This is a genomic window from Streptomyces sp. NPDC005963 (assembly GCF_040638655.1).
In the GTDB taxonomy this organism is placed as follows: Bacteria; Actinomycetota; Actinomycetes; order Streptomycetales; family Streptomycetaceae; genus Streptomyces.
This window is the reverse complement of the sequence record NZ_JBEXVD010000017.1, coordinates 164,339-171,258: the sequence shown is the minus strand read 5'-3', so window position 1 is coordinate 171,258 and position 6,920 is coordinate 164,339. Positions and strand designations below refer to the sequence as shown.

Annotated in this window: 6 protein-coding genes; 1 reads left to right on the top strand and 5 read right to left on the bottom strand. The window is 67.7% G+C overall.

Features of this window, described 5'->3' with window-relative positions; genetic code table 11:
• Positions 1 to 195 precede the first annotated feature (195 nt).
• The 5 genes from ABZ348_RS22600 to ABZ348_RS22580 are packed head-to-tail and all read right to left on the bottom strand — an operon-like array spanning position 196 to position 5,592.
• Entirely contained in the window at positions 196 to 1,506 is a 1,311-nt protein-coding gene (locus ABZ348_RS22600; protein WP_358935722.1) for a DUF58 domain-containing protein, read from the bottom strand.
• Positions 1,507 to 1,516: 10 nt separating this feature from the next.
• Complete coding sequence (locus tag ABZ348_RS22595; protein ID WP_358935720.1) at positions 1,517 to 2,500, bottom strand: MoxR family ATPase; 984 nt, start codon at positions 2,498 to 2,500, stop codon at positions 1,517 to 1,519.
• Positions 2,497 to 3,690, bottom strand: a complete 1,194-nt coding sequence (locus tag ABZ348_RS22590; protein ID WP_358935718.1) for a DUF4350 domain-containing protein — start codon at positions 3,688 to 3,690, stop codon at positions 2,497 to 2,499. The genes ABZ348_RS22595 and ABZ348_RS22590 overlap by 4 nt, the downstream gene beginning before the upstream one ends.
• The gene (locus ABZ348_RS22585; protein WP_358935716.1) at positions 3,687 to 4,373 is read right to left on the bottom strand and encodes a DUF4129 domain-containing protein; all 687 of its coding nucleotides are present in this window, start codon (positions 4,371 to 4,373) and stop codon (positions 3,687 to 3,689) included. The genes ABZ348_RS22590 and ABZ348_RS22585 overlap by 4 nt, the downstream gene beginning before the upstream one ends.
• 4 nt (positions 4,374 to 4,377) lie before the next feature.
• Positions 4,378 to 5,592 (bottom strand): hypothetical protein, encoded by a 1,215-nt coding sequence (locus ABZ348_RS22580; protein ID WP_358935714.1) that lies wholly within the window; start codon positions 5,590 to 5,592, stop codon positions 4,378 to 4,380.
• Between the two features lie 182 nt (positions 5,593 to 5,774).
• On the opposite strand from ABZ348_RS22580, the gene mtnA reads away from it, so the two are divergent.
• Positions 5,775 to 6,917, top strand: coding sequence for an S-methyl-5-thioribose-1-phosphate isomerase (gene mtnA, locus ABZ348_RS22575; RefSeq protein ID WP_358935712.1), 1,143 nt, complete (start codon positions 5,775 to 5,777; stop codon positions 6,915 to 6,917).
• Positions 6,918 to 6,920: the final 3 nt, after the last annotated feature.

Below are 6,920 nucleotides of genomic sequence, written 5' to 3'. Positions count from 1 at the left end.
GGGGGGACCCTGTGGGAGAGTAGGACGCCGCCGAACAATTATTGCGAGATGGGCCCTGTACCGTGACGGTACAGGGCCCATTTTGCGTTTCACCCGTATTTTCCCTGTGCTGGTGACAGTCGCCATGGGGTTTTATGGCGAGTGGGGGACTGGCCTGGTTATGTGGTGGATCTTGAGTGCAGTCCTGAGCGGACCCTAGAGCCGGCCAGCTGCCTTCAAAGCCAAATAGGTGTCAGCGAGAGAAGGAGCAAGAAGCTCCGGTGACGCGTCCACAACCGTAACGCCGCACCTCTCAAGCTGCTGTGCCGTTCGACGACGCTGTTCCAGAGCCTGAAGTGCGGCAGCTGCCCCGTACACCGCTCGAACGTCGCCCCGCTTCGACGACATTCTTTGGACTTCTGGATCTGCGACGGATGCGACGACCACTGTGTGGCGCTGTACCAACTGAGGGAGGACAGGGAGTAGCCCCTCCTCGATCGGGGCGGCGTCCAGGCCGGTGAGAAGCACGATCAGCGACCTTCTCGGCGCGCTCTTGAGGGCCGCGGTGGCGAGCCCGCGGGTATCGGTCTCCACGAGTTCCGGCTCCAGCGGTGCGAGGGCGTCGACCATCGCCGGCATGAGTTCCCGTGCTGACCTCCCCAGAACCTGGGCCCGGACACGACGGGCGTACGCCAGAAGTCCCACCCGGTCACTGGCACGTGAGGCGAGAGCCGTGAGGAGCAGTGCAGCGTCCATCGAGGCGTCCAGTCGTGGCACGTCACCGACTCGCCCTGCTGACGTTCGCCCGGTGTCGAGGACGATGAGAATGTGACGGTCTCGCTCAGGCCGCCATGTTCGGACCGCGAGCGTTGCCTGTCGCGCTGTTGCGCGCCAATCGATGGAGCGGGTGTCGTCACCTGCCACGTACTCGCGCAGACTGTCGAATTCGGTGCCCTGACCGCGCAGCAAGGCGCTTGTACGGCCGTCGAGTTCCCTCAACCGGGCGAGACGGGACGGTAGGTGCTTGCGGCTGGTGAAGGGCGGAAGGACACGGACCGTCCAAGGGACCCTGTGGTTGCCCTGCCGCGCGGCAAGACCCAGCGGGCCGTGGGAGCGGACGGTGATGAGCTCTGCTCGACGGTCGCCACGGCGCGTCGGACGGAGGGCGGTGCTGAGACGCCGTCGCTCACCTGCCGGGACCCTCAGCCGTTTCCGAGACGCTGCCTGCTCCGTACCCGGGGTCCAACTGCTGGGTGGCCAGGCATCCCTGACCTGTGCGCGAAGTGGCCTGGTGGAGGGGTTGGAGACGATGAGTTGTACATCGGCCTGCTCACCCAATCGAACAGTTGTATCACCAGTTCGGGTGAATCGGAGCGTTCGCACTGGCGCGGCGAGGAGGTAGTCGCACAAGATTGCTAGTGAGAGGGGGGCGTTCACGGCAAGCATGCCGGCCCAGCTGGGCGCGAGCATGCCCACGGGGAGAGAGCCGAGAGCGGCGAGGAGCGCAGTTCGTCCGGTGAGGGCCATGGTGCTCGTCTCAGCGGGGTACGGGTACGTGGCTGAGGATTGCGGTGATGATCGAGTCCGGGGTGGTCCCTTCCATCTCCGCCTCGGGCCGCAACTGGATCCGGTGACGAAGTGTCGGCAGGGCCAGTGCCTTCACATCGTCGGGGATCACATAGTCCCGGCCGGTGAGCCAGGCCCATGCGCGTGCGGTGGAGAGAAGCGCTGTTGCCCCTCGGGGGGACACGCCGAGGGCTAGTGAGGGGGATTGACGAGTGGCGCGACAAATATCGACGACGTATCCGGTGATCTCGGCTGAGACCGCCGTCTTGGCGACAGCGGCGCGAGCCGCTTCCAGATCCGCTGCATCAGCGACGGTCCGCAGGCCGGCGGCCTGAAGGTCGCGTGGGTCGAAGCCCTGAGAGTGGCGGGTCAGGACCTGGATCTCGTCCTCGCGTGAGGGGAGAGGCACCGTCAGCTTCAGTAGGAAGCGGTCGAGTTGGGCTTCGGGCAGGGGGTACGTGCCTTCGTACTCGACGGGGTTCTGGGTCGCGGCGACCAGGAAGGGCTCCGGGAGCGGACGCGCCGTCCCATCGATGGTGACTTGGCGTTCCTCCATGGCTTCCAGAAGCGAGGACTGGGTTTTGGGGGGTGTTCGGTTGATTTCGTCAGCGAGGAGGAGGTTGGTGAACACGGGCCCCGGTTGGAAGGAGAAGTCGGCGGTACGGGCGTCATAGACCAGTGAACCCGTGACGTCGCTGGGCATGAGGTCCGGGGTGAACTGGACACGCTTGGTGTCGAGTTCCAGGGTTGCGGCCAGGGCGCGAACCAAGAGGGTCTTGGCGACGCCGGGCACCCCTTCGAGGAGGACGTGGCCTCGGCAGAGCAGGGCGACGACGAGCCCTGTGACAGCTGGGTCCTGGCCGACCACTGCCTTCGCGATTTCGGTGCGCAGGGCCTCTAGTGAGGCACGGGCGCGATCCGAATGATCGGCTGCCTCGGGGGTCGGGGCGCTCATGAAAGTCGTACCTCTCTTTCGAGGGCGTCGAGTTGGTCTGCCAGGTGGACGAGGCCGGCATCGTCGGACGGTGCGGGGCCGAAGAGGAGAGAAGCGGGATCCGTATCAGCGCCGGCGCGGGCGACGACAGCGGGGATCAGCACGGCGATTGAGTGGGCCTCGGACGAGGGCACTTTCAGGAGCGTGGCCAGTCGGCTTCGGGCGGCGGACCGTAGGACGGCTGCCGCATGGTCGCGGGCGTTTGCCTGGTGGTAGAGCCGAGCGCGACCCTCCGTGGCTTCTGAGGCGCGAACGGCCACCGGGAGTCGCTCGGTGACGAGAGGGCCAAGGCGACGACCTCTCCAGACGGCAGCCAGAACGGCTGCGAAGGTGAGCTGGAGCGTTGCCCAGAGCCAACCGGGAGGGATGAGGTCGAAGAACGTGCTCTTGCCGTCGTCGCTGTGTGCCCCGGTGGAGCCGTCGTGGAGTGAGGGGAGGTACCAGACGAGATGTTCGCGGGAGCCGAGGAGTTGGAGTGCGAGAGAGGCGTTGCCGTGTTCCGCCAGACGATCGTTGTAGAGGATGTCGGCCGAGCCGAGCAGCACGGTGTCGCCTTGATGGGGTGCGTCCAGGCGGAGCAGGGTGGGCTGGTTGCCGCTGGGATAACAACCGTCGAAGCCGGCGGTCGTCCCGGTCGTGTAGCTCCTTCCACCGAGGTCGGCAGTGCCTGCCCTGCGTGCCGCCGGGAAGGTGCACTGCGGAGCTTTGGGGGCTACGCGCCCTGCGGTGTTCGTGTGGACGCCCGGAGCCAGTGTGATGACGGACTCCGGTCCGGGGGCCAGGAGAAGGGTGCGCCCTCCGGACGGGTCAGTGGCGAAGTACAGGGCTTGCTGTTGCTCGTCGGTCAACATGTCGGGGCTCGTCACCAGCAGGGTCGTGTCCCTACCTGCGGCGGCGGTGGCCTCATCGAGGGTGGTGACGACCTGGGTGGAGACGCCTCGGTCATCGAGGAGTTCGGCGATCGCACGGCTACCGAGGGGCTCGGCGGAGCGCGGGTCGAGGACGCCGCGCGATCCGTCGGAACGCAGTGCAGCCGCGGTGATGCCGCCGGCCACGATGATCAGGAGGGCGAGCAGCAGTCCACGCGTGCGGGTCCACATCTGGCGGGTGCTGAGGGACATGGACGTCGTACCCGGAGTGGTCCCTGTCATCCGACCTCATGGTGGGTGGGACTGGTCAACCGGGGCCTGGCGCTTTCCAGGGCGGTGTCGAGTTCCAGCAGGCGCAGGTGCGTGTCGTGGCTACCGGTACGGCCGCCGTACGTCACCTCGTCGAACGCCGTGGCGGCGAAGTGCAGCCCCTGGGAGTGTGCCGGAAGCGAAAGGCTGGCTTCTGCGGCTGCTTCGTTGGCCGTTCGACCTGGGCGCGGATCCAGCAGCGCCCGTTCCTCCAGGGAGCGGACGATGGCACGCATGCGTTCCTGGACGGCCGGGGCCCACTCGTTCAAGGCCGCATGGGCATCGGCTGCCGCGCGGTGTTCAGCCGCACTGCGCGGGGAGTCCGCGAAGAGGGGAACCGTTGAACGAAGAGCCCGATGGGGCGGCCCGAGTCGCTTCCAGAGGGCGAAGAGCAGGGCGAGCACCACGAGAACGATGACGGTCACTCCGACGATGCCGCCAGGGGTGGTCGCGGAGAAGGTGAGCACATCGCCGATCCACTCCCAGAAGCGGTCGATTGCCCTCTGGAGCAGGTTGGGATCGTTCTCGTGGTACTCGGGTTTGGACAGTTCCCGCTCGGCGGCTTCGCGGGCAGGTGTGCGGGGGGTGTCCACTGGCATGTCGTCGCCGGCGCGGACGTGGTGCCGTGCCGTGGTCACACCCCGCGGGACGAGCACCCCATCAGCTCCTGTGCCCGCTGTCGAGCGACGGGTCACCGTACCCGGGGACGCCCGCGGCCCGGGCGAGGTCGATGTCCAGGGCTTCCCTGCGGATCCGTTGGTCGATGTAGAGCAGGGCCGTCACTCCGGCGGAGATCGGATAGGTGATGGAGGAGGAGATGACCCCTCCGATGCCGGTGATGATCAGGAACGGCCAGCCGAAGTCCGGGGCGTCATCGGTCAGGAGACCACTGAGTCCGTCTCCGTCCACGGCGAAGGCGGCCATGCTGAACGGGATCGCGATGATCATCGATACGAGGAGCGTCAGCACCACGGTCAGGCTGAGGATGCCGAAGGTCCGCCACCAGGCACCCTGGACGAGTTTGGCGGAGCGGCGCATTGAGGCGAAGACGCCCTGCCGTTCCAGCATCAGCGCAGGCGAGGCGAGAGCGAATCTGATCAGCAGCCAGACGATGGCGGGGAGGGCTACGAGACCTCCGAACACCGCGAGGGCCACTCCGGCCTGACCACCCACCACCAGCCCGGGGAGTACGGCCACGAACATGATGCCGCCTGCCATCAGCGGAAGCAGAAGGGTCAACCCGAACAGGTGGGCCAGTCGGGGCCGGGCCTCGCGCCAGGATTCGGCGAGCGTCACCGGACGCCCCAGGACCGAGCGGCTGATGACCACGGTGAGCAGGGCTGTCGTGAAGAGGGTGGCGATCAACGTGACGGCGGCGGTGTAGCTCAGGGTGGCGGTACTGGCGTCGATCGCCGCTGCCAGGGTCTCGGCGTCGTCCGCGTCCTTGTCGATCGCGGGCGGCTCGGGCAGCAGATAGCGCTCGCCGAGGATCGTGGCGGTCTGAGAGATCACCGAGACCGTGATGGTGATGCCGAGAACCGTGCGCCAGTGCGCGCGCAGAGTGGAGACGGCGCCGTCGAGGATCTCACCGACGCCCAGCGGGCGCAGGGGGATGACTCCCGGCTTGGCGGCGGATTGCGGTCCCCAGCCGCCGTGCGGTGGACGGCCACCCCACCCCGGCGGAGGCGTGGCACCGTGCTGGTTCTGCCCGGGAGGACCGGAAGGGGCGGACCACTGCCCGGCCGGGGGCTGTTTGGTCGACCATTTGGAAGCGGGGCCGTTCTCGTCGGCGGGCCCGGCGGGCCGGGGTACTCCGGCATCCTGTTCGCCGGAGTCAGCCGATCCGGGCGAAGCCCAGCCCGGAGTGTCGTTCACGGTCTTCCACCTCATGGCTCGGGTTGGGGACCGGCTTGCAGAGCCGGCTCGTGCGCAGGGCCTGTCCGCGTATCAGTTCGGCAGGCAGGCAGCCATCGTGCCACGCGGGACCGTTCGACGGGTGGGCCCCCGTATCTCCTTCTCTCCTTCAATGTCGGTGCCTCACCAGGCAGACTGGGCGGATGGCTGATCAGTACGCGCAAAACCCGGCCCGCGGCGAACCGCCCAGGCTCTCCGTGGTCCGTTGGGACGAGTCGCCCGACGGGCCCGTGGTGGTGCTTCTCGACCAGACGCGGCTGCCCGTCGAGGAGATCGAACTGGTCTGTACCGATGTGCCTGCGTTGGTGCAGGCGATCAGGTCGCTCGCCGTACGGGGAGCTCCGCTTCTGGGCATCACCGGTGCTTATGGCGTGGCGCTCGCCGCCGCACGTGGGTACGACGTCGAGGAGGCCGCGTCGTTGCTGGAGCACTCGCGGCCCACCGCGGTGAATCTGGCCTACGGGGTACGACGGGCCGTGGCCGCCCATCGCGCGGCGGCTGTGACCGGCGACGTGGAGCCGGCTCGGGCGGCGCTCGCGGAAGCCAGGAAGCTGCACCAGCAGGACGCGGAGGCCAGCGCCAGCATGGCCAGGCACGGGCTCGCACTGCTCGATGAACTGACGGCGGGGGGCAGCTACCGGATTCTCACTCACTGTAATACCGGAGCATTGGTCTCCGGCGGCGAGGGGACCGCGTTCGCCGTGGCGCTCGCCGCCCATCGTGAGGGTCGATTGCGCAGACTGTGGGTGGACGAGACGCGGCCCTTGCTGCAAGGGTCGCGATTGACCGCCTACGAGGCGGCGCGCAACGGACTGGCGTACACCCTGCTCACCGACAATGCAGCGGGTTCGCTCTTCGCGGCCGGCGAGGTCGATGCCGTGCTGATCGGTGCCGACCGCATAGCCGCGGACGGCTCGGTGGCCAACAAGGTCGGAAGCTACCCGCTCGCCGTCCTGGCCAGCTACCACCATGTGCCGTTCGTGGTCGTCGCACCCACGACGACGATCGACCTGGATACGCCGGACGGAGCCGGGATCGAGGTGGAACAGCGGTCCAGCCACGAGGTGACGGACGTGGCTGCCCCGCAGCTGTCGTCCGCCGGGCCGGGGGCGGCCGTGGGAAGGTCAGTGGCGCCGCTGGGGACACCTGCGTACAACCCTGCGTTTGATGTCACACCGCCCGAGCTGGTGACGGCAATCGTCACCGAGTCGGGGGTGTTGTCCCCCGTCACCGGGGACGGAATTGCGGAGCTGTGTGTCAGGTCACGCCAGGTAACGATTAGCTAATGG